Source organism: Nocardioides pyridinolyticus, from assembly GCF_054653575.1.
The window spans coordinates 98,002-116,830 of the sequence record NZ_BAAIFY010000013.1 but is presented as its reverse complement, the minus strand read 5'-3'; the positions used below and the strand labels follow the sequence as shown (position 1 = coordinate 116,830).

At 72.8% G+C, this 18,829-nt stretch carries 22 protein-coding genes; 15 read left to right on the top strand and 7 right to left on the bottom strand.

The genetic code is table 11. The features are described from left to right. Positions 1–30 precede the first annotated feature (30 nt). Genes bagB through ACYQ0U_RS13260 form a run of 3 tightly spaced genes read right to left on the bottom strand, consistent with a single transcriptional unit; the run spans position 31 to position 3,002 of the window. Complete coding sequence (bagB, locus tag ACYQ0U_RS13270) at positions 31–1,221, bottom strand: ArsA family ATPase (RefSeq protein ID WP_459973594.1); 1,191 nt, start codon at positions 1,219–1,221, stop codon at positions 31–33. Beyond that, a complete protein-coding gene (bagA, locus tag ACYQ0U_RS13265; protein WP_459973592.1) occupies positions 1,218–2,222 on the bottom strand; it encodes an ATPase BagA in 1,005 nt (334 codons plus the stop codon). The genes bagB and bagA overlap by 4 nt, the downstream gene beginning before the upstream one ends. Positions 2,223–2,243: 21 nt before the next feature. Continuing rightward, positions 2,244–3,002 (bottom strand): IclR family transcriptional regulator, encoded by a 759-nt coding sequence (locus ACYQ0U_RS13260; RefSeq protein WP_459973589.1) that lies wholly within the window; start codon positions 3,000–3,002, stop codon positions 2,244–2,246. Positions 3,003–3,104: 102 nt separating this feature from the next. On the opposite strand from ACYQ0U_RS13260, the gene ACYQ0U_RS13255 reads away from it, so the two are divergent. The 4 genes from ACYQ0U_RS13255 (at position 3,105) to ACYQ0U_RS13240 (ending at position 6,577) form a co-directional block, all read left to right on the top strand. Beyond that, positions 3,105–3,887: a CoA transferase subunit A gene (locus ACYQ0U_RS13255; protein ID WP_459973587.1), complete on the top strand. Its 783-nt coding sequence runs from the start codon at positions 3,105–3,107 to the stop codon at positions 3,885–3,887. Continuing rightward, positions 3,884–4,522, top strand: coding sequence for a 3-oxoacid CoA-transferase subunit B (locus ACYQ0U_RS13250; RefSeq protein WP_459973585.1), 639 nt, complete (start codon positions 3,884–3,886; stop codon positions 4,520–4,522). Before ACYQ0U_RS13255 ends, ACYQ0U_RS13250 begins: the two co-directional genes overlap by 4 nt. Before the next feature lie 217 nt (positions 4,523–4,739). After that, a complete protein-coding gene (locus ACYQ0U_RS13245; RefSeq protein WP_459973583.1) occupies positions 4,740–5,687 on the top strand; it encodes a DUF559 domain-containing protein in 948 nt (315 codons plus the stop codon). A gap of 173 nt (positions 5,688–5,860) precedes the next feature. After that, positions 5,861–6,577, top strand: coding sequence for an SDR family oxidoreductase (locus ACYQ0U_RS13240; protein ID WP_459973581.1), 717 nt, complete (start codon positions 5,861–5,863; stop codon positions 6,575–6,577). A gap of 114 nt (positions 6,578–6,691) precedes the next feature. Here ACYQ0U_RS13240 and ACYQ0U_RS13235 read toward each other — a convergent pair whose 3' ends face one another. Further along, complete coding sequence (locus tag ACYQ0U_RS13235) at positions 6,692–8,041, bottom strand: MFS transporter (protein WP_459973579.1); 1,350 nt, start codon at positions 8,039–8,041, stop codon at positions 6,692–6,694. 60 nt (positions 8,042–8,101) lie between these two features. On the opposite strand from ACYQ0U_RS13235, the gene ACYQ0U_RS13230 reads away from it, so the two are divergent. The 7 genes from ACYQ0U_RS13230 (at position 8,102) to ACYQ0U_RS13200 (ending at position 12,979) form a co-directional block, all read left to right on the top strand. After that, on the top strand, positions 8,102–8,761 hold the full coding sequence (locus tag ACYQ0U_RS13230) for a VOC family protein (RefSeq protein ID WP_459973577.1): 660 nt from the start codon (positions 8,102–8,104) through the stop codon (positions 8,759–8,761). A gap of 48 nt (positions 8,762–8,809) precedes the next feature. Beyond that, a complete protein-coding gene (locus tag ACYQ0U_RS13225) occupies positions 8,810–9,571 on the top strand; it encodes an Nramp family divalent metal transporter (protein WP_459973600.1) in 762 nt (253 codons plus the stop codon). 64 nt (positions 9,572–9,635) lie between these two features. Next, positions 9,636–9,791 (top strand): Sp36 family protein, encoded by a 156-nt coding sequence (gene sp36 / locus ACYQ0U_RS13220; RefSeq protein ID WP_459973575.1) that lies wholly within the window; start codon positions 9,636–9,638, stop codon positions 9,789–9,791. Beyond that, positions 9,788–10,267 carry a RidA family protein gene (locus ACYQ0U_RS13215; protein WP_459973573.1) on the top strand — a complete coding sequence of 160 codons (480 nt, stop codon included), beginning with the start codon at positions 9,788–9,790 and terminating at the stop codon, positions 10,265–10,267. Before sp36 ends, ACYQ0U_RS13215 begins: the two co-directional genes overlap by 4 nt. Continuing rightward, on the top strand, positions 10,264–11,133 hold the full coding sequence (locus tag ACYQ0U_RS13210; RefSeq protein ID WP_459973571.1) for an NUDIX hydrolase: 870 nt from the start codon (positions 10,264–10,266) through the stop codon (positions 11,131–11,133). Before ACYQ0U_RS13215 ends, ACYQ0U_RS13210 begins: the two co-directional genes overlap by 4 nt. Beyond that, positions 11,130–11,939 (top strand): MBL fold metallo-hydrolase, encoded by an 810-nt coding sequence (locus ACYQ0U_RS13205; protein WP_459973569.1) that lies wholly within the window; start codon positions 11,130–11,132, stop codon positions 11,937–11,939. Before ACYQ0U_RS13210 ends, ACYQ0U_RS13205 begins: the two co-directional genes overlap by 4 nt. Positions 11,940–12,085: 146 nt before the next feature. After that, entirely contained in the window at positions 12,086–12,979 is an 894-nt protein-coding gene (locus ACYQ0U_RS13200) for a type IV toxin-antitoxin system AbiEi family antitoxin (RefSeq protein ID WP_459973567.1), read from the top strand. Between the two features lie 57 nt (positions 12,980–13,036). Here the strand turns inward: ACYQ0U_RS13200 and ACYQ0U_RS13195 are convergent, their stop codons facing one another. Next, entirely contained in the window at positions 13,037–13,714 is a 678-nt protein-coding gene (locus ACYQ0U_RS13195; protein ID WP_459973565.1) for a Crp/Fnr family transcriptional regulator, read from the bottom strand. Positions 13,715–13,803: 89 nt separating this feature from the next. On the opposite strand from ACYQ0U_RS13195, the gene nth reads away from it, so the two are divergent. The 4 genes from nth to ACYQ0U_RS13175 are packed head-to-tail and all read left to right on the top strand — an operon-like array spanning position 13,804 to position 17,058. Continuing rightward, positions 13,804–14,577 (top strand): endonuclease III, encoded by a 774-nt coding sequence (gene nth, locus ACYQ0U_RS13190; RefSeq protein ID WP_459973563.1) that lies wholly within the window; start codon positions 13,804–13,806, stop codon positions 14,575–14,577. Further along, entirely contained in the window at positions 14,574–15,173 is a 600-nt protein-coding gene (locus tag ACYQ0U_RS13185; RefSeq protein ID WP_459973561.1) for a TlpA family protein disulfide reductase, read from the top strand. The genes nth and ACYQ0U_RS13185 overlap by 4 nt, the downstream gene beginning before the upstream one ends. After that, positions 15,170–15,886, top strand: coding sequence for an NUDIX hydrolase (locus ACYQ0U_RS13180; RefSeq protein WP_459973559.1), 717 nt, complete (start codon positions 15,170–15,172; stop codon positions 15,884–15,886). Before ACYQ0U_RS13185 ends, ACYQ0U_RS13180 begins: the two co-directional genes overlap by 4 nt. Continuing rightward, positions 15,883–17,058, top strand: a complete 1,176-nt coding sequence (locus ACYQ0U_RS13175) for a MarP family serine protease (protein WP_459973557.1) — start codon at positions 15,883–15,885, stop codon at positions 17,056–17,058. The genes ACYQ0U_RS13180 and ACYQ0U_RS13175 overlap by 4 nt, the downstream gene beginning before the upstream one ends. Before the next feature lie 19 nt (positions 17,059–17,077). Here ACYQ0U_RS13175 and ACYQ0U_RS13170 read toward each other — a convergent pair whose 3' ends face one another. Both ACYQ0U_RS13170 and nhaA read right to left on the bottom strand, forming a co-directional pair. Next, positions 17,078–17,482 carry a phage holin family protein gene (locus ACYQ0U_RS13170; protein WP_459973555.1) on the bottom strand — a complete coding sequence of 135 codons (405 nt, stop codon included), beginning with the start codon at positions 17,480–17,482 and terminating at the stop codon, positions 17,078–17,080. An 18-nt stretch (positions 17,483–17,500) separates the two neighbouring features. After that, complete coding sequence (gene nhaA / locus ACYQ0U_RS13165; RefSeq protein WP_459973553.1) at positions 17,501–18,805, bottom strand: Na+/H+ antiporter NhaA; 1,305 nt, start codon at positions 18,803–18,805, stop codon at positions 17,501–17,503. Between the last annotated feature and the right edge of the window lie 24 nt (positions 18,806–18,829).

Below are 18,829 nucleotides of genomic sequence, written 5' to 3'. Positions count from 1 at the left end.
CTACTGCGGCCGAATTACTGACTCAGGGCACTAGCTGCCCGACAGCAGCTGACCGACCCGGCGCAGGCCGGTGAGGTCGTGGACGTCGCCCGGCAGCGCCGGGACGACGGCGGTGGGCACCTGCGGGTGCGCCGCCGCGAAGCGTGCGCGCAGCAGCGCCTCGCGCTCGACCACGCGGGACCGGTCGGCGTGCAGGCGGAGCAGGCCGGCGGTGAGCGAGCCGGGCTCGCGCTTGCGCAGCCGCTGCGACGCCGCCATCGCCTCGTCGGCGGACAGTGTGCCGCGAGGCTCGGGGTTCGCCCGGTTGACCACCAGCCCGGCGAGCGGCATCGCGTCCTCCCCGAGCCGCTCGACGAAGTACGCCGCCTCGCGCAGCGCGTCCGGCTCCGGCGCCGCGACCACGAGGAACGCCGTGCCGTCGGCCTGGAGCAGCTCGAAGGTCTGCTGCGCCCGCTGGCGGAAGCCGCCGAAGAGCGTGTCGAAGGCGGCGACGAACGTCTGCATGTCCCGCAGCACCTGCGCGCCGAGCACCCGGTTGAGGGCGTTGGTCACCACGCTGAGCCCGGCGGTCATCAGCTTGGCCGGCCCCTTGGCCGGGGCGAGCAGCAGCCGGATGAACCGCCCGTCGAGGAAGCTCGACAGCCGCTCGGGCGCGTCCAGGAAGTCCAGGGCGGAGCGCGACGGCGGGGTGTCGACCACGATCAGGTCGTAGCTGCCGTCCCCCAGGACGTGCTCACGGTGGAGTTGGCCGAGCTTCTCCATGGCCATGTACTCCTGCGTGCCCGCGAACGAGCTCGACAGCGCGATGTAGAAGGGGTTCTCCAGGATCTGCTTCGCCTTCTCCGGGGTGGCCTGGCTCTCCACCACCTCGTCGAAGGTGCGCTTCATGTCGAGCATCATCGCGTCGAGGCTGCCGCCCTTGCGGTTGCCCTTGGCGTTGGTGCGCAGTCCCGCGACCGGCCGCGGGGTGTTGTCGAGCCTCGCGATGCCCATCGATTGGGCGAGCCGGCGCGCCGGGTCGATGGTGAGCACGACGACCTTGCGGCCGCGCTCCGCGGCGCGAAGGGCGAGGGCCGCGGACGTCGTGGTCTTGCCGACGCCGCCCGACCCGCAGCAGACGATGATGCCGGTGCGCCGGTCGTCGAGGAGCTCGTCGACGTCGAGCACGGGGGCGGGACCGGGCCCGCTGGCGAGCGGGCCGACGCGGGGCCGGGAGGTCACGACAGGCCCTCCTTCTCGAGGTCCGCGGCGAGCTCGTACAGGCCGCCGAGGTCGACGCCGCCGGCCAGCCGCGGCAGCTCGTAGACGGGGACGCCGAGGCCGGCGACGACCTCGCGCTGCGCGTCCTCGAGCGCCCGCCGCTCGGCGTGGTCGCGGGCCTCGGCGATCAGCCCGTCGACCAGGTCGGGTCCGACCTCGACACCGGCCTCCGCCAGGTCGGCGGCGACCCGCTCGGTGTCCAGGGTGCCGGCGAGCGCGGCCTCCAGGTCGGCGGGGGCGATGTCGCGTGGGCGGACCTGGTTGACGACGACCGCGCCGACCGGCAGCCGCGCGCGGCGCAGCTCGGCGATGCCGTCGGCGGTCTCCTGCACCGGCATCTCCTCGAGCACCGTCACCAGGTGCACCGCCGTCCGCGGCGAGCGGAAGAGCGTCATCATCGTGTCGGCCTGGCTCTTGATCGGGCCGACCTTCGCCAGTCCCGCCAGCTCGCCGCTGACGTTGAGGAACTGCGCGATCCGCCCGGTCGGAGGCGCGTCGAGCACCACGGCGTCGTACCGGGTCGCGCCCTTGTTGCGGCTGTTCCGCTGCACCGCCTCGAACACCTTGCCGGTGAGCAGCACGTCGCGGGTGCCGGGGGCGATCGTCGTCGCGAACTCGATCACGCCGAAGCGGTCGAGCGCCCGGCCCGCACGGCCGAGCTTGTAGTACATGGCGAGGTACTCGAGCAGCGCCGACTCGGCGTCGATGTGGAGGGCGTGCACGACGCCGGGGGCGCGGCCGTCGTGGCGCAGGCCGGTGGCGATCCGCCGCTCCGCGTAGGGCAGCGGGTCGACGTCGAACATCCGGGCGATGCCCTGCCGACCCTCGGCCTCGCAGAGCAGCACCTGCTTGCCCTGGGAGGCCAGGCCCAGCGCGAGCGCGGCGGCCACCGTCGACTTGCCGGTGCCCCCCTTGCCCGTGACGACGTGCAGGCGCACGCCCGACCAGTCCGGCTCCGTCATGTCGACAGCGTAGGTGGGGATTCAGCGCCGCCGCAGTGAGGTGGACAACTCGTGGGCGGCCCGCAGCAGCAGCGGGCCGAGCTCGACGCGCCGGTCGGCGGAGAACCGGTGCTCGATCCCGGTCAGGCTCAGCGCCCCGCACGGGACCTCGGCGGCGTCGAAGACGACCGCCCCCATGCCCCAGCTGCCCTCGACGATGAGCCCGGGGTTGAGCGCGTAGCCGTGGGCTCGCGTCGCCGCGACCCGCTCGCGCACCGCGTCGGCACCATGCCGGTCGCCGTACGCCGCCGTCAGGTCGGTCCGCGCGAGGTAGTCGTCGATCTCGCCGTCGGTGAGGTAGGCGAGGACGGCCAGGCCGGCCGACGCGACGCCGAGCGGGAAGCGGATGCCCTCGTGGAGCACGTGCGACCGGATCGGGAAGCTGCCGTCCTCGCGCAGCAGGCAGACGGTCTCCTCGCCCCGACGGGCGGAGTAGAAGGCGCTCTCGCCGGTGGCCACCGAGAGGCGCCGGACCACAGGCTGGGCGAGCGCGGTGACGTCGTAGCGCGAGGCGGCGGTGCTCCCGAGCAGGTAGAGCTCGGGGCCGAGCAGCCAGCGGCCGGCCGCGTCGCGGTCCACCACGCCCTCGGCCAGCAGGGAGGTCAGCAGTCGGTGCGCGGTCGGCCGGGCCAGACCGCTGCGGCGCGCGACCTCGGAGGTGGTCGCCCCGGCCGGCTCCTGCACCGACACCGCTCGCAGCACGGCGACGGCGCGCCCGACCACGTCAGCGGGAGTGTCCACTCGGTGAACGCTAGCGGAGTCTGGCTCTCACTGGGTGACTGATCGGCGTCGATCCACCGGTCGGACGTTGACCGCTCCTGGGCGGCGGGATTGGATCGGGTCATGGACAAGGTGGTGAGCTCGGCCGCAGACGCCGTGGCGGACATTGCGGACGGCGCGACGCTGTCCGTCGGGGGGTTCGGGCTGTGTGGGATCCCCTCGGTGCTCATCGACGCGCTGCTGCGGGCCGGGACGACGGACCTGGAGGCGGTGTCGAACAACTGCGGCGTGGACGACTGGGGCCTGGGCCGGCTGCTGGCGGAGAAGCGGATCCGGCGGATGGTGTCGTCCTACGTGGGGGAGAACAAGGAGTTCGCCCGGCAGTACCTCTCCGGTGAGCTCGAGGTCGAGCTGACCCCGCAGGGGACGCTGGCCGAGCGGCTGCGCGCCGGCGGGTCGGGCATCCCGGCGTTCTTCACCGCGACCGGTGTCGGGACCCAGGTGGCCGAGGGCGGCCTGCCGTGGAGGTACGACGACTCGGGGAACGTCGTGGTGTCGTCCCCGGCGAAGCAGACGCAGGTCTTCGAGACCGCGGAGGGTCCGAAGGAGTTCGTGCTCGAGCACGCGATCGTGGCGGACTTCGGGCTGGTGCGGGCCTGGAAGGGCGACCGTCACGGCAACCTCGTCTACCGGGACGCCGCACGGAACTTCAACCCGCTGGCCGCGATGGCCGGGCGGGTCACGATCGCCGAGGTCGAGGAGCTCGTCGAGCCCGGGGAGCTGGACCCGAACCAGATCCACACCCCCGGCGTGTTCGTGCGCCGCGTCGTACCCCTGACCCCGGAGCAGGCCGCGGACAAGCGGATCGAGAAGAGGACGGTCCGTCCGAAGGAGGCGCAGCGATGAGCTGGACGCGCGAGGAGATGGCCGCGCGGGCGGCCGCCGAGCTGACCGACGGCTCGTACGTGAACCTGGGCATCGGGCTGCCGACGCTGGTGCCGAACTACGTCGCCGACGACGTCGAGCTCGTGCTCCAGTCCGAGAACGGGATCCTGGGCGTGGGCGCCTACCCGCTCGACGGCGACGAGGACCCCGACCTGATCAACGCCGGCAAGGAGACCGTGACGCTGCGCCGCGGCGCGAGCTTCTTCGACTCGGCCACGTCGTTCGGGATGATCCGCGGCGGCAAGATCGATGCCGCGATCCTCGGCGCGATGCAGGTGTCGAAGGACGGTGACATCGCGAACTGGATGATCCCCGGGAAGATGGTCAAGGGCATGGGCGGCGCGATGGACCTGGTCCACGGCGCCAAGTCGGTGATCGTGCTGATGGAGCACGTCGCCAAGGACGGCTCGTACAAGATCGTCGAGGAGTGCTCGCTGCCCTACACCGGCAGGGGCGTCGTCCAGCGGATCATCACCGACCTCGCCGTCATCGACGTGACCCCCGCGTCAGAAGGGGGAGGCCTGAGGCTCGTGGAGCTGGCGCCGGGCGTCGCCGAGGACGAGGTCCGCGAGAAGACCGAGCCGCCGCTGGTCTGAGGGGCTGAGGCGCTGAGGCGCTGATGGGCGCGCGGCGGAGGGGGAGCGGGGCAGCGGGCGCCCTTTCGGCGCAATTGCGCCGGAAGGACGACTCAGGCGCGGTTCAGGCTGCACTTGCGGCGCAATTGCGTCGTTTGGGCGATGGCCGGTTGGCTCCCTCGCCGAGAGCCTGTGGATGACGCCCGCGCCCGCTCGGCTCACGGGGCAAGGTCGACGCATGCACCCCTCAGCCCGACCCCGGCCGGTGACGACCGGTGGGCCGTTCACGACAGCCCAGTTCGTCGAGTCCGGTCACGACCGGTCGCTGCTGAGGAGACGCGAGTACCAGCAGGTGTTCCGGTCCGCCTGGGTCCATGTCGACGACATGGACGAGCTGACGCGGATACGGGCGGCGCTCCTGCTCCATCCCGAGGGAGCGGTGGCCAGCCACTTCAGTGCGGCCCGTGTCTACCGGCTCCCCGTCCCGGAGCACCCCTTTGAGCACGTGCTGGTGTTCCGGGCGAAGGACCGACGCCGGCGCGACGGGCTCAAGTCCCACGTGACCATCCGCCTCAAGCGGATCCGCCGGGTCCGCGGCGTCGCGGTCGTCGAGCCGGTCACGATGTTCATCCAGCTCGCGGCCTACCTGTCGCTGGTCGATCTCGTGGTCCTCGGCGACGCGATCGTCCGCGAGTTCGGCATCACCCCGGAGAAGCTCGTGAAGCTGTGCCGACGTAGCGGTGACCAGCACGCTGGTGCTGCCGCCGTCGGGGCCGCCTTCGTCAGGGTCGGCGTCGACTCCCCGGCCGAGACCATCCTCCGGATGCTGATCGTCCTCGCTGGTCTGCCCGAGCCGACGACGAACGTGCAGCTCCACGACGAGAGCGGTGCGCTGCGGCGCCGCTTCGACCTCTACTACCGGGCCGGCAGGGTGATCGTCGAGTACGACGGCCGCCAGCACGCCGAGGACGTCCGGCAGTGGCGGCGCGACCTCCACCGGCGCGAAGAGCTCGACGACGAGCACTACCGGATCCTGGTCGTGACCGCCGAGGGCATCTATCGGAAGCCGGAGGAGACGCTGCTCCGGGTGCGGCGGGTCCTGCTCGAGCGCGGGGTCGCCCACGTCCCGCCGATCAACGACACCTGGCGCGACTACTTCCCGGCGTGGCAACGCCGGGCCCGTTGATCCCGGTGCCCCGAACGGCGCAATTGCGCCGAAGGAGCGACGCAGCCGCCGTGCCGGCTGCCCTTGCGACGCAATTGCGCCGTTTGGGCGCTGTGCGAGGTGGACCGACGAACAGGCCAGCGATGTCACCCGGGACGTTCTGTCGTCAACGGGGCATGCACCATGCTGAGCCCATGAGGATCGCCGTGGCCGGCGGCACCGGCGTCGTCGGCCGTCACGTCGTCGAGGTCGCCCGCGAGCGCGGCCACGACGCCGTCGTGCTGTCCCGGTCGGAGGGCGTCGACCTGACGACCGGCGCCGGGCTGGCCGAGCGGCTGACCGGCGTCGACGCGGTCGTCGACGTCACCAGCGTCGCGACCCAGAAGCGCGCCGCCGCCGAGGCGTTCTTCGGCAGCGTCACCCGGCGCCTGCAGGCCGCCGGCGCGGCGCACGTCGTCGCGCTGTCGATCGTCGGCATCGACGAGGTCGACACCGGCTACCACGCCGGCAAGCGGCTCCAGGAGCGGCTGCTGGCCGAGGGCGAGGTGCCGTGGAGCGTGCTGCGGGCGACGCAGTTCCACGAGTTCGCCGAGCAGGCGCTGGGCTTCGTGCGGGTCGGGCCGTTCTCGCTGGTGCCGCGGATGCGGATTCAGACGATCGCCGCCCGCGAGGTCGCGGAGGCGCTGGTCGGCCTCACGGAGCGGGGCCCGTCGGGCCGGGTGCCCGACCTGGCCGGTCCCGAGGTGCACGACCTGGTCGACGTGGCGCGCCGGGTCGCGCGGGGCCGCCGCGTCGTCCCGGTGCGCGTCCCCGGCGCCGCCGGCCGGGCGATGCGTTCGGGCGGCCTGCTGCCGCAGGACGGCGGTCCGCGGGGCACCGTCACCCTCGACGTCTGGCTCGCGGCCCGGTGACCGACCGCCGGTGTCCGACCGCCGGTGACCGACCGCAGGTGACCGACCGCCCGGCCGCGGCACTGCACGCATCGGGACGGCGTCCGCCTCGGCGGCCCCGGCCCGCGGGAGCCCTCAGGTCGTCCGCCGCGCGGTGACCACGGACAGCGCACCGAGCACCAGCGCCAGCACGAACACCGCGAGGAACGCGTCGGCGTCCGCCCGGACCGCGACCGCGAACGCCACGCCCGAGGCCGACAGCGCGATCGCGCCGCCGAGTGAGTCGGCGACCGACAGCGCGGAGGAGTTGAAGCCGCGGTCGTCGTCGGTGGAGACGGCCAGCATCGCGACGCTGGTGCGGGGGTAGCCGAAGCCCATGCCGGCGCCGCCGAGGACGTAGCTGGCGGCGGCGAGCAGCGGGTGGAGGTCGGTGACCACGACGACGGCGAGCGCGAGCGCGCCGGCCGCGACCAGCGCGCTGCCGACGGTCATCGCGGTCGCGTGGCTGATCCGCTGGCCGAGGCGGGACTGGGCCTGGCTGGCCGCGGCCCAGCTGAGCCCGACCGCGGTCAGCGCCAGACCCGCGGTGCCGGGGGTGAGGCCCCACCGCTCCTGGAGGACGAAGACGATGTAGGCCTCGGCGCAGAAGAACGACGCGCTCAGCAGGCCGCGGGTCGCGACGACCGCGGGCAGCCCGCGCCGGCCGGCGAGGCTGCCGGCCGGCAGCAGCCGGTGCAGCGAGACCAGGACCAGGGCGAACGCCACGACGGCGAGGAGCGCGATCGCGCCCTCGCGGGAGCCGAGCAGCTCGAGGGCGAGCACGGCGATCGCGGCCACGAGGGCCCACAGCAGCCGGGCCCACGGCGTCGGCTGCTCGCCGTCGCGCGGCGCGATGCCTCGCAGCGCCGGGGCGATGAGGAACCCCGCCGCCGCCACCAGCGCGACCACGCCGAGGAACACCCAGCGCCAGCCCACCGCGTGCGCGACGAACGCCGCGAGGGCAGGGCCGAAGAGCGACGGCAGCACCCATGCGGCGGCGAAGCTCGCGAACACCGCGGGCTGGAGCACCGCCGGGAAGCAGAGACCCACCACGACGTACAGGCACACGGTCATCGCGCCGCCGCCCAGGCCCTGGAGCACGCGGCCGGCGACCAGCACCTCCATCGACGGCGCCAGGCCGCAGACCACCAGGCCCACCGCGAACAGCACCATCGAGACCAGCAGCGGACCGACCGGGCCGCGCCGGTCGCTGCGCGCGCCGGCCGCCACCATGCCGACCACGCCGCTCGCCAGCGGGGCCGCGAACGACAGCGCGTAGAGGCTCACGCCGTCGAACTCCTCGGCCACCGTCGGCATCACCGTGGTGACCGCGGTCGCCTCGAACGCCGAGAACGCGACCAGCGCGAACATGCCGATCGTCGTGGCGGCGTACGCCGGCGAGAGGATGCGCGGCCGGGGCTCCACGGGCGGGACGGTGAGGGTCACGGAGTGACGGTAGGACTTCAATCGCGGTTGAGGTCAACCGGTTTGGGACACGATGGGTCCGTGATCGCTTCCTGGAAGGACCTCTGCATCGACGCCGTCGCCGTCGACGTCGACGTCATGGCCCGGTTCTGGGCCGGAGCCCTCGGGCGGCAGGTGGAGAGCCGCGGCGACCTCCGCCTGCTCACGGGCCCGACACCGCGGCACTCGGTGTGGATCAACCCCGTACCGGAGCGGGTGACCGTCAAGCAGCGCGTGCACCTCGACGTGCACGTGGCGAGCACCGACGACGTGCTGGCGCTGGGCGCGACGATGCTCGACCCCGCGCAGCCCCGGTGGGACGTGCTGCGCGACCCGGAGGGTGGCGAGCTGTGCACGTTCCCGCGCGAGCAGGTGCCCGAGGAGCGGCTCTACGAGATCATCGTCGACGCCCACGACGGGCCGGCCCAGGCGCGGTGGTGGGCCGAGGTGCTGGGCGGCACGGTCGACGCCGAGGGCGACGGGGTCGAGGAGATCCCGGGGGCGCCGTTCGAGTACCTCGCCTTCGTCCCCGTGCCGGAGGGCAAGACGGTGAAGAACCGCATCCACTGGGACGTCGACGTGCCCTACGTCCAGCTGCTCGTCGACCACGGGGCGACCGTGCTGCGCGAGCCCGGCGGCGACATCCGGTGGACCGTGCTGGCCGACCCGGAGGGGAACGAGTTCTGTGCCTTCGTCGACTGAGACCGGAGCGCCCCGCGAAGTGGCGGGTCGTCGGCCCGGGCCCCGAACCTGGGGGAGATCGTGCTGGGCCTGCGGCCGATCGTCCCCGACGGCAGCATGCTCTACATCCTCGGCGTCGCCGGCGGGGTCGGCGGCACGATCACCCTGGCGGCGTACGGCTACTGGCTGCGCGAGAAGGGCGGGTCGACGCCGCGGTTCATGAAGGTGATGCGGATCGACAACAGCGTCGCGTACGGCGTCACCGGGCTCTTCGTCGTCGCGACGCTGATCCTCGGCGCCGAGCTGCTCTACTCGGCGAACATCGCGTTGGCGGCGGGCGACCAGGGCCTGGTCGACGTCTCCGGCGTGCTGAAGGACCGCTACGGCGAGCTCTACCACGTGGTGTTCCTCGTCGGGTTCTTCGCCGCCTCGATGTCCTCGCTGATCGGGGTGTGGAACGGCGTCAGCCTGATGTTCGCGGACTTCGTCGGCAACCTGCGCGGGCTGCCATCCGGCGCCGAGGAGACCCGCACCGGCGGGAGGCTCTTCCGCGCCTACCTGCTGTGGCTCACCTTCCCGCCGATGCTCCTGCTGCTCCTCGACAAGCCGGTGGCGCTGATCCTGGCCTACGGCGTTCTCGGGGCGCTGTTCATGCCCTTCCTCGCGATCACGCTCCTCGTCCTGCTCAACCGGCGCCACGACGGCGTGCCCGGCGAGTGGTGCAACGGCTGGCTCTCCAACAGCCTGCTCGCCCTCTGTGCCGGGCTCTTCCTGGCGGTCGCGGTCAACGAGGTGCGCAACCAGCTGGCGCCGTACCTCGGCCTCTGGTGACCCCGTTCGGGTGCCGGCCCGGCCGCGGGTGGAGGTCCGGTCCGCCGCGAGTAGGGTGCGTGGCATGACCAAGTGGGAGTACCTGACCGCGCCGATCCTCACGCACGCGGCCAAGCAGATCCTCGACAACTTCGGCTCGGACGGGTGGGAGCTGGTGCAGATCGCGCCCGGCATGAGCCCGGAGAACCTGGTCGGCTACTTCAAGCGGCCGGTCGAGTGACCACCCCGAGGACGAGCGCCGTCGAGGAGCGCCTGCAGGCCCTCGGTCTGGCGGTGCCCGAGGTCGCGAAGCCGGTGGCGGTCTACGTGCCCGCCGTCGTCTCCGGCGACCTGGTGTTCACCTCCGGCCAGCTGCCGATGAGGAACGGCGAGCTCATGCTCACCGGCAAGGTGGGCGGCGAGGTCAGCACGGAGGACGCCGTCGAGTGCGCCCGTCAGTGCGCGCTCAACGCGATCGCCGCGGTGAAGTCGCAGGTGGGCGACCTCGACCGCGTCGTGCAGGTCGTGAAGGTGGTCGCGTTCGTCGCGTCGACCCCCGACTTCACGGGGCAGCCGGGCATCGCGAACGGCGCCTCGGAGCTGCTCGGCACCGCGTTCGGCGACGCCGGCGTGCATGCGCGGTCCGCCGTCGGCGTACCCGTGCTCCCGCTGGACTCGCCGGTCGAGGTCGAGATCGTCGTCCGCTTCGCCTCATGAGGGTCCCGCCGCCGCCGGTCCCGCTGCCGGACCCGATCGTCGAGGTCGCGCGCGAGTTCGCGGACGGCCGACGGGCGCCGGTCGAGCCGCGCCACGCGGCGACGGTGATCCTGATGCGGCCCTCGCCCTCGGGCCCGGAGATCTACTACCTGCGACGCCAGGTCTCGATGGACTTCGCCAGCGGCATGGCCGTCTACCCGGGCGGGGGAGTCGACCCGCGCGACTTCGACGCGACCGTCGGGTGGGCGGGGCCGTCGCCGTCCGCGTGGGCCGCGCGGCTGGGGTGTGACGAGGAGACCGCGCGGGCGCTCGTGTGCGCCGCGGTGCGGGAGACGTTCGAGGAGTCGGGGGTGCTGCTCGCCGGCATGTCGGACACCTCCACTGTCGCGGACACCACGGCCGACGACTGGGAGGCCGACCGGGTCGCGCTCGAGTCGCGCGAGCTCTCCCTCACGGAGTTCCTGAACCGGCGCGGCCTGGTGCTGCGCTCGGACCTGCTCGGCGTCTGGGACGCCTGGCTCACCCCGGTCTTCGAGCCGAAGCGGTACTCCACCTGGTTCTTCGTGGCCTCGCTGCCGCTCGGCCAGGTGTCCCGCGACGTCTCGACCGAGTCGTCGTCGGTCGCGTGGATCCCGGCGCGGGTCGCCGTCGAGCAGGCGGACGCCGGCGAGCTGGCCCTGATGCCTCCGACGTACCTGACCTCGATGGAGGTCGGCTCGCTCTCCTCGCCGCAGGAGGTGCTCGCGGTCGCGGCCGCGCGGTCGGTGGAGATGTTCACGCCCACGATCGAGCCGCTCGGCGACGGCTGGACGCTGTCGATGCCCGACCGGCTGCGGCCGCTCGTGGCCGCCCGGAGGAGCGCGTGACGTCCTGGTCGGGCGGGTCGTTCGGGACCCGGGCGCGGTGCCTGCTCGCGCCCAACCCCGGCCCGATGACGCTCGACGGGACCAACACGTGGGTGCTCCAGGAGCCCGGCGCCTCGGCGTCGGTCGTCGTCGACCCCGGGCCGGTCGAGGACGGCCACCTCGACCGGCTGACCGCCGAGCTCGGCGACGTCGGGCTGGTGCTGCTCACTCACCACCACTTCGACCACGCGGAGGTGGCGGTCGAGTTCGCCCGCCGCAAGGGGTGCGCGGTGCGGGCGCTCTCGCCGGCGCTGTGTGTCGACGCCGATCCGCTGGTGGACGGCGAGGACATCTCCGTGGACGGGCTGTCGCTCCGGGTGCTCACCACTCCGGGCCACACCGCCGACTCCGTCTCGTTCGTGCTGCCCGCGGAGAACGCGCTGCTCACCGGCGACATGGTCCTCGGCCGCGGCACCACCGTCGTCGGCCACCCCGACGGCCAGCTCGGCCCGTACTTCTCCTCCATCGCGCGGATGAGAGATGTGGCGGCCTCGGGCGAGGTCGCCGCGCTGTGGCCCGGGCACGGCCCGGTCCTCGACGACGCCCTCGGTGTCCTCGACTTCTATCTCGCCCACCGCCGCGACCGTCTGGCCCAGGTCGAGCGCGCTCTGCGCGAGCTGGCGGTGCCGCTGTCGCCCGACCTGGCCGAGGACGAGTCGCTGCCCCGCCGCGTGGTCGAGGTCGTCTACGCCGACGTCGACGAGTCCCTCTGGGGCGCCGCCGAGCTCTCCGTCCGCGCCCAGCTGCTCTACCTCGCCCACCGTTGAGTTGGGCCCCATTCCCCCTCGAGTTGGGCGTGCGTCCCGGGTGAGTGGGGCCGGAGTCCATCCACAGGTGCGGGCACGGGCCGTGCTGTCCACCGTCGAGGTACGACGCAGCGACAGCTGAGCCCTCGGCCGGGATCGTCCCCCTCATGCCTGACTTCCCGCCGTCCCCGTTCACCTGCCAGGAGGCCCGCGCGGCCGGCATCAGCCGCCGCCGGCTCGACGACGCGGTCCAGCAGCGCCTCCTGCGACGCGTGCTCCGTGGCGTCTATGTCGACGCCGCCCTGCCCGACACCCCGCTCCTGCGGGTCCGCGCTGCGCGCCTGGTGATCTCACCCCACTCGGTGCTCTGCGACCGCACGGCCGCATGGGTCCTCGGCTGCGAGGTCCACGACTACCGCGAGCTCGACGTCATCGCGCCGATCGAGTCCTACGTCCTGCGTGGGCACGACCCGACCGACCGGCCGGAGTGCGCCGGTGGCACGCGCGACCTGCGGCCCGGCGACTGGTGCGATGTCGACGGGGTCCGCGTCACCACGCCGATCCGGACCGCGATGGACCTCGGCTGCAAGCTCAGCCGTCGCCAGGGGCTCGCGGCCATGGACGCGCTGATGCGGAGCTACGGCTTCACGGTCGAGGACATGATGCGGATGCTGCCGCGCTACTTCCGTCGTCGCGGTGTGCGCCGGCTGCGCACGATCGTCGCGCTCGGCGACCCTCGGTCCGAGTCGCGCGCGGAGTCGTGGGTGCGGCTGGAGATCGTCGACCACGGACTCCCGCTCCCGGTGCTCCAGCACTGGGTGGACGTCGACGGCGTCCCGACGTACCGGCTCGACCTGGCCTATCCCCACGCCCGGGTGGCGGTGGAGTACGACGGCGAGGAGTTCCACACGACACCGGAGCAGCGCGAGCGGGACCGCCGGCGCCGGGAGCGCCTGCGCGAGCTCGGCTGGACGGTCATCGTGCTGACCAAGTCCGACCTCGCCCCGGAGCGCGTCGACGTCTGGATCCGTCGCGTGCGGGATGCCCTGGCGGGAGTTTGAGCCACTTCGGGGGTGAGTACGGCCCAACTCAACGGGGAGCGGGGCCCAACTCGACGGTCAGCGGGCGCGGCGGGACAGGCGCTCGACGTCCATGATCACGACCGAGCGGGGCTCGAGGCGCAGCCAGCCGCGCGAGGCGAAGTCGGCGAGGGCCTTGTTCACGGTCTCCCGGGAGGCGCCGACCAGCTGGGCGAGCTCCTCCTGGGTGAGGTCGTGGTGGACGTGGACGCCGTCGTCGGCGGTGCGGCCGAAGCGGTCGGCGAGGTCGAGCAGCGCCTTGGCGACGCGACCGGGGACGTCGGAGAACACCAGGTCGGCGACGACGTCGTTCGCCTTGCGCAACCGGCCGGCGAGCTGGGTGAGGAGGCCGCGGGCGACGACCGGGCGGCCCTCGAGCCAGCGCAGGAGGTCCTCGTGGGAGAGGGAGGCGAAGGACGCGTCGGTCACCGCGGTCACGGTCGCCGAGCGCGGGCCCGGGTCGAAGAGCGACAGCTCGCCGAACATCTGGCCGGGGCCGAGGATCGCGAGGAGGTTCTCCCGGCCGTCGGACGAGGTGCGGCCGAGCTTCACCTTGCCGTCGAGCACGATGTAGAGCTTGTCGCCCGAGTCGCCCTCGTGGAAGAGGACGTCGCCGCGGCGCAGCTTCGTCTCGGCCATGGAGGCCCGTAGCGCCGTCGCCGCCTCGTCGTCGAGCGCGCTGAACAGCGGGGCCTGACGCAGTACGTCGTTGTCCACGAATCCTCCTAGCCGAGCGACCCGCAGCACACGGGTACGTTGCCGAATCCTAACCAGTGGGCTAGTTCACAGGAACCAGCCGCTCCGGGATGGGACGCGATCGGCTCGAATCGGCGGTGTCCGCGTCCCGCCGTACGCTTGGGGCCGTGTCCGCCACCCCCGTCGACGCCGAGACCCGCACCGGCCTGGTCCGGCGAGCCCGGAAGATCGACCGGGTGCTCGGCGAGACCTACCCCGACGCGCGGTGCGAGCTCGACTTCGACGACCCCTTCCAGCTGCTCGTCGTCACGGTGCTGTCCGCGCAGACCACCGACAGGCGCGTGAACGCCGTCCGCCCGACGCTCTTCGCCGCCTACCCCGACGCGCGCGCGATGGCCGCGGCCGACCGCGCCACGCTCGAGGGCATCGTCGGCCCGCTGGGGTTCTTCCGCGCCAAGACCGAGTCGCTGCTCAAGCTCAGCGCCGCGCTGGTCGAGCACCACGGCGGCCAGGTCCCGCCGCGCCTCGAGGATCTCGTCAAGCTGCCCGGTGTGGGCCGCAAGACCGCCAACGTGGTGCTCGGCAACGCCTTCGACATCCCGGGCATCACCGTCGACACCCACTTCGGGCGGCTGGCGCGCCGGTTCGGCTGGACCGAGGAGACCGACCCGGTCAAGGTCGAGCACGCCATCGGCGAGCTCTTCCCGAAGAAGGACTGGACCATGCTCAGCCACCACCTGATCTGGCACGGCCGCCGGATCTGCCACGCGCGCAACCCCGCGTGCGGCGCCTGCCCGGTGGCGAGGTGGTGTCCGTCGTACGGCGAGGGCCCGACCGACCCGGTCGCGGCGGCGAAGCTGGTGAAGACCGAGGGCAGGGCATGAGGCGTGTCGTCCCGGCCGCGCTCGTCGCGGCCCTGCTGCTCCTGTCCGGCTGCACCGACGACCCCGCCGCATCGCCGGGGGAGTCGACGGTCGACGTCGACACCGCCCAGCTGCGCGCGCTCAAGAGCGAGACCGCGGTCGAGGAGTGCGTCCCCGGCGACGCGACCGACGGCGGCCTGCCCGACCTCACGCTGCCCTGCCTGGGCGGCGGCCCCGACGTCGACCTGGCCGGCCTCCAGGGCCCGCTCGTCGTCAACCTCTGGGCGTCGTGGTGCGGCCCGTGCAAGAAGGAGATGCCGGCGCTCCAGGACTTCTACGAGCGGTACGGCGACCGGGTCGGCGTCCTGGGCGTCGACTACCAGGACGTGCAGCCCGACGCGGCCATCGAGCTGGCCGGCCGGCTCGGCGTCACCTACCCGCTGGTCGCCGACCCCGGCGGTGACCTGAACGCCGAGGACCCGCTCCCCGTCATCCGCGGCGTGCCGTGGCTGATCTTCCTCGACGCCGATGGCGACGTGGAGGTCGTCCCCGGTGGCGTGGAGGACACCGCCGAGCTCGTCGAGCTCGCCAACGAGCACCTCGGGACCGACCTGTGAGCGGGGAGCTGCCGGGCGGGGCGCTGCCCGGCTGGCTCGAGCCCGTCCGGGCCGGCGCGGCCGCGATCTCGGCCGACGACCTGACGAGGTTCACCCCGCCACCGGGTGGCGCCGCGCGCCGGGGCGCGGTGCTGATGCTGTTCGGCGAGGGCGCCCAGGGCGGCGAGCTGCTGCTCACCGAGCGCGCGCACGACATGCGGTCGCACCCCGGCCAGGTCTCGTTCCCCGGCGGATCGATCGACCCCGGGGAGACCGACGTCGAGGCCGCGCTGCGCGAGGCGGAGGAGGAGATCGGGGTCGAGCCGGCCGGCGTCGAGGTGTTCGGGCGGCTGCCCGAGCTCTGGCTGCCGCCGAGCAACTTCGCGGTCACGCCGATCCTCGGCTGGTGGCGTGAGCCGGCGGAGGTGCGGGTGGTCAGCCCGGCCGAGGTGCACGCCATCCACCACGTCCCGATCGAGGAGCTCCTCGACCCCGAGCACCGCGTGATGGTGCGCCACCCGCGGATCGACTACCGCAGCCCCGGCTTCCTGATCGGGCCCGACAAGGACGTCATCCTGTGGGGGTTCACCGGCGGGATCATCGCCCGCCTCTTCGACTTCCTCGGGTGGACGCGTCCGTGGGACGAGACGCGGATCCGCGACCTTCCCGCCTACATGCTGCAGGCTGACCCCCGACGCACCCGGCTGCTCGACATCGAGGACGACGACGCATGAACCTGCTCGACTGGCTCCTGGTCGTCCTCGTGCTCGCGTACGCGCTCTCGGGGTACTGGCAGGGCTTCATCACCGGCGCCTTCGCGACCGGCGGCCTGCTGCTCGGCGGGCTCTTCGGCGTCTGGCTCGCCCCGGTCGCGCTCGGCGACGCGAACCCGTCGCTGATGGTGTCGCTGGGCGCGCTGTTCATCGTGATCCTCGCGGCCTCACTCGGGCAGGCGACCTTCCAGTTCGCCGGCAGCCGGATCCGCGACCAGATCACCTGGCAGCCGGCCCGCGCCCTCGACGCGGTCGGCGGCGCGCTGCTCAGCGCGTTCGCCGTGCTGCTCGTCGCGTGGGCGCTCGGCGTCGCGATCTCCGGCTCGCGCATCGGCGGCATCACCCCGCTCGTGCGCGAGTCGACCGTCCTCGCCGAGGTCGACGAGGTGCTGCCCGCCTCGGCCGGCAACGCGCTCCGGGCGTTCAACGACGTCGTCGGCACCAGCTTCTTCCCGCGCTACCTCGAGCCGTTCGCCCCCGAGCGCATCGTCGAGGTCGGCCCCGGGCCGCAGCGGCTGCTGGCCGATCCCGACGTCGAGCGTGCGGAGCCTGCCGTCCTCAAGATCCGCGGCACGAACGAGTGCGACCGCGGCGTCGAGGGCTCGGGCTTCGTGTACGCCGACAACCGGCTGATGACCAACGCGCACGTCGTCGCGGGCATCGACGACCCCGAGGTGGTCGTGGGCGACGAGAGCGTCGACGCCGAGACCGTCTACTACAACCCCGACATCGACGTCGCCGTGCTCGCCTTCGACAGCGGCGACATCGCCCCGCTGGCCTTCGACCCCACGGTCCAGGCCCAGGACGGCGTGGCCATCCTGGGCTACCCCCAGGACGGCCCGTACCACGTCGAGCCGGCACGCGTGCGTGCCGAGCAGCGGCTCCGCTCGCCGAACATCTACGGCAGCGGGGCGGTCATCCGCGAGGTGTTCTCGCTGCGCGGCCGGATCCTGCCCGGCAACTCCGGCGGCCCGATCGTCACCTCCGACGGCGCCGTCGCCGGCGTGGTCTTCGCGGCGTCGGTCACCGACCACGACACCGGCTACGCGCTCACCGCCGACCAGGTGAAGGCGGCGGCCGACGCGGGCCGCGGCAGCTCGGTCGAGGTGTCGACGGGCGGATGCGCGGGGTGAGTCGGCGGCGCTACGCCGGCTAGGCCTGGCCCTTGAGGGCCCTCGGGATCTCCTTGCCCTGGCCGATGGCGCGCTCCGGGGCACGGACCTTCTTGACCTGGCGCACGCCGACGAAGCCGAGCAGGCCCGCGATCAGCAGGTAGAGGCCGAAGACGATCAGGAACGCCCAGTGCAGCGCGAGGCCGTCGCCGTTCCAGTGGATGAAGTAGGCGATCGAGACCGAGAGCATGATGATCGCCAGCACGGCGACGAACGCGGCGCCGGCGAAGAGGCCGATGCCGGTGCCGCCGGCCTTCACGCTGACCTTCAGCTCGGACTTGGCGAGCTGGATCTCCTTCTGGACCAACGAGGAGATGTCCCGCGTGGCGTCGTGGACCAGACGGCCGATGGTCGGATCCTGGTTCTGGACCTCGTTGCTAGCCATGCGCGTCACCCTACCGATTCAGTCCGTGTGGTCGTCTCTCTGGTACACGTCTGGTATCCCGTCGAGGTCGCTGTCACGTTCCTCGATCTCACACAGCCGCCGGTAGACCCGGTTGCGGGCCCGGAGCAGGCCCGTGGCCACCAGAGCGGCCACGAGCGAGCCGGTGAGCACCGCGACCTTCACGTGGTCGTCGGCCGCGGTCCCGTTGCCGAAGGCGAGCTCACCGATCAGCAGCGACACCGTGAACCCGATGCCGGCCAGCATCGCCATCCCGATCACGTCGAGCCAGCTCAGCTGGTCGTCGAGCTCAGCGCGGGTCAGGCGAGCCAGCAACCAGGTCGATCCGGCGATGCCGATGGGCTTGCCGAGCACGAGTCCCGTGAGCACGCCGAGTGCGATGGGATCGGTGAGCGCCCCCTTCAGCCCCTCCAGGCCGCCGATCGCGACACCCGCGGCGAAGAACGCGAAGACCGGCACGGCGACTCCGGCCGAGATCGGCCGGACCAGGTGCTCAAGATGCTCCGCGAGGCCGCGGCCGGTGTGACCGTCCGAGCGCAGGACCGGCACGGCGAAGCCGAGCAGGACGCCGGCGACGGTCGCATGCACCCCGGACTCGTGTACGAGGACCCACGCCGCGACCGCCAACGGGAGGAGCAGCAAGCCATAGTGGATCCGGCGCTGCACGAGCGCCGCGAACAACCCGATCGGCACCAGGGCCGCGAGGAGGTACGCAGGCTGCAGCTCCTCGGTGTAGAAGACCGCGATCACCGTGATGGCCAGCAGGTCGTCGACCACCGCGAGCGTCAGCAGGAAGGTCCGCAGCCCGGCCGGGAGGTGCGTGCTGATGACGGCCAGGATGGCGACCGCGAACGCGATGTCGGTGGCCGTGGGGATCGCCCAGCCGTCGAGGTCGCCGTCCGCGCCGAGGTTCCACAGGACGTACGCCACGGCCGGGACGACCATGCCACCCATCGCCGCGACCACCGGGAGGGCAGCACGCCGGGGGTCCCGCAGGTCGCCGGCCACGAACTCGCGCTTGAGCTCGAGGCCGACCACGAAGAAGAAGATCGCCAGCAGTCCGTCGGCCGCCCAGGCACCGAGCGTGAGGTCGAGGTGGAACCACCCGTCCCAGCCGATGGTGAGGTCACGCAGGTCGAAGTAGGCATCCGCCCAGGGGCTGTTGGCCCAGACGAGGGCGACGGCGGCCGCGACGATCAGGAGCAGGCCACCGGTGGTCTCGGCGCGCAGGATGTCGGCGATCCGCGAGGTCTCGCGCAGAGAGCCGCGGGCGAACAGGCGGCCGGGCGGACGACGCTGCGCCATGGTGCTCCTCGGGGGTCGACGTCA